The following is a 2,439-nucleotide window of genomic DNA, read 5'->3' on the forward strand; positions in this document are numbered from 1 at the left end:
ACTGCTGAGGCGCTCACGCCCGGCTTTCGCCGGGGTGAGGCTAGCCCCTAGACCTTGATTGGCAGGGACAGACGCACGTGCAGCTCCTTGAGCTGCTTGTCGGTCACGTCCGAGGGCGCGCTCATCAGCAGATCCTGGCCCTGCTGGTTCAGCGGGAAGGCGATCACTTCGCGGATCGCGGTCTCGCCGGCCAGCAACATGACGATGCGGTCGATGCCGGGGGCCAGCCCGCCGTGCGGCGGCGCGCCGTGGCGGAAGGCGTTCAGCATGCCGCCGAACTGCTCCTCGACCACCTCCGGACCGTAGCCGGCGATCTCGAAGGCCTTGAGCATCAGCTCCGGCCGGTGGTTCCGGATCGCGCCTGAACACAGCTCGTAGCCATTGCAGACGATGTCATACTGGTAGGCCAGCACGTCGAGCGGGTTCTTGGTGAGCAGAGCTTCAAGTTCGCCCTGCGGCATCGAGAACGGATTGTGCGAGAAATCGACGCGCTTTTCGTCGTCGTTCCACTCGAACATCGGGAAGTCGACGATCCAGACGAACTCGAAGCGGTCCTCGTCCACCAGCTTCAATTCGGTCCCGACCTTGGTGCGCGCGGTCCCGGCGAACTTGTAAAAGACGCTGGGGTCGCCGGCGACGAAGAAGGCCGCGTCGCCGATCGCGAGACCAAGCTGCTCGCGAACCTTGTCTGTAAGTTCCGGCCCGATGTTCTTGGCGATCGGACCTGCGCCGCCCTCTTCGCCTTCACGCCAGAAGATGTAGCCCAGGCCCGGCTGGCCCTCGGACTGCGCCCAACTGTTCATGCGGTCGGCGAACGCGCGGCTGCCGCCGCTGGGCGCGGGGATAGCCCAGATGGCGTTCTTCGGATCTTCCAGCATCCGCGCGAACAGGCCGAAGCCCGCGCCGCGGAAGTGCTCGGAGACGTCCTGCATCACTAGCGGGTTGCGCAGGTCCGGCTTGTCAGAGCCGTACTTGGCGATCGCCTCGCGATACGGGATGCGGGGGAACGGATACGGCGTCACCGGCTTGCCGGCCGCGAACTCCTCGAACACCCCGTGCATCACCGGCTCGATGGCCGCGAACACGTCTTCCTGGGTGACGAAGCTCATCTCCACGTCGAGTTGGTAGAACTCTAGGCTGCGGTCGGCGCGCAGGTCCTCGTCTCGAAAGCACGGCGCGATCTGGAAATAGCGGTCGAAGCCCGAGACCATCAGCAGTTGCTTGAACTGCTGCGGCGCCTGGGGCAGCGCGTAGAACTTGCCCGGATGCAGGCGCGATGGCACCAGGAAGTCGCGCGCGCCTTCCGGCGACGACGCGGTCAGGATCGGCGTCTGGTACTCCAGGAACCCCTGCCAGATCATGCGGTTGCGGATCGAGTGGATGACCTTGGAGCGCAGGACGATGTTCTTGTGCAGGGTCTCGCGCCGCAGATCGAGGTAGCGGTGCTTGAGCCGCAGTTCCTCGGGATAGTCCGGCTCGCCGAACACAGGCACCGGCAGTTCGGCGGCTTCCGACAGCACCTCGATGGCGGCGACGCGCACCTCGACCTCGCCGGTCGGCAGGTTGGCGTTGATAGTGTCGGCGGAGCGGGCGACCACCTCGCCGTCGATGCGGATGACGCTCTCGGCGCGCGTGCGCTCGATGCGGTCGGAGCCCGGCGTGCTCGGCGCGATGACCAGTTGCGTCAGACCGTAGTGATCGCGCAGGTCGATGAACACCAGCCCGCCGTGGTCGCGCTTGCGATGGATCCAACCCGATACGCGGACCGTCTGGCCGGTGTCGGCGGCGCGGAGCTGGCCGCAGGTGTGGGTGCGATATGGGTGCATGGGAGTCGCAAAAAGCTGGTCGAAAAGGAGGCGCGGAAGGGCGCATGTAGCCCTGGCCGTGTCAAGAAAGGGCTAAGTCAGCCGCCATCCTGGCGAGCCCGACCAGAGCCTACTTCGGCCGGAACCGCTTGCTGGCCGGGAAGCCCTTCGGCGCCGCTTTGCCGGCGGCGGCGCGCCGGCCCAGCCAGTCGCGCCACTCCGGCCAGACCCGCGTGCGACCCGCCGCGTCCGTCCAGGCCGCGCCCTCGGTCTCGCCGAACACCAGCGCGTCACGCAAGCCCCCCTCACGGTAGGCCTGCAGCTTCACCCCCTTGCCACGCGCCATCTCCGGCAGTTCGGCGGTCGGGAAGATCAGGACCTTGCCATTGTCGCCCACCACGGCCAGGTGGTCGGCGATCAGCGGCAGGGCGAAGGCTGCGCCCTTGGCGCCCGCGTTCAGCACCTGCTTGCCGGCCCGGCGCAGGGCCACAGCCTCGTCCTCGGGCAGGACGAAACCATAGCCTTCCTTGGAGGCGACGACCCGCTTGGAGCCAGGGCGGTGGACGAAGACGTCGACCACGCCAACCTTGTCATCCACATCGAGCATCAGTCTCAGGGGCTCGCCGTGGCCGCG

The 2,439-nt window shown here is 67.1% G+C and carries 2 protein-coding genes; both read right to left on the reverse strand.

From position 1 onward, the window contains the following. Nucleotides 1-47: 47 nt before the first annotated feature. Complete coding sequence (gene aspS, locus Q8M88_RS09025) at nucleotides 48-1,826, reverse strand: aspartate--tRNA ligase (RefSeq protein ID WP_305596548.1); 1,779 nt, start codon at nucleotides 1,824-1,826, stop codon at nucleotides 48-50. A 109-nt stretch (nucleotides 1,827-1,935) separates the two neighbouring features. Beyond that, the coding region (locus Q8M88_RS09030) for a DNA gyrase C-terminal beta-propeller domain-containing protein (RefSeq protein ID WP_305596551.1) at nucleotides 1,936-2,439 on the reverse strand (504 nt) is incomplete at its 5' end.

Source organism: Phenylobacterium sp., assembly GCF_030693805.1.
In the GTDB taxonomy this organism is placed as follows: domain Bacteria; phylum Pseudomonadota; class Alphaproteobacteria; order Caulobacterales; family Caulobacteraceae; genus Phenylobacterium.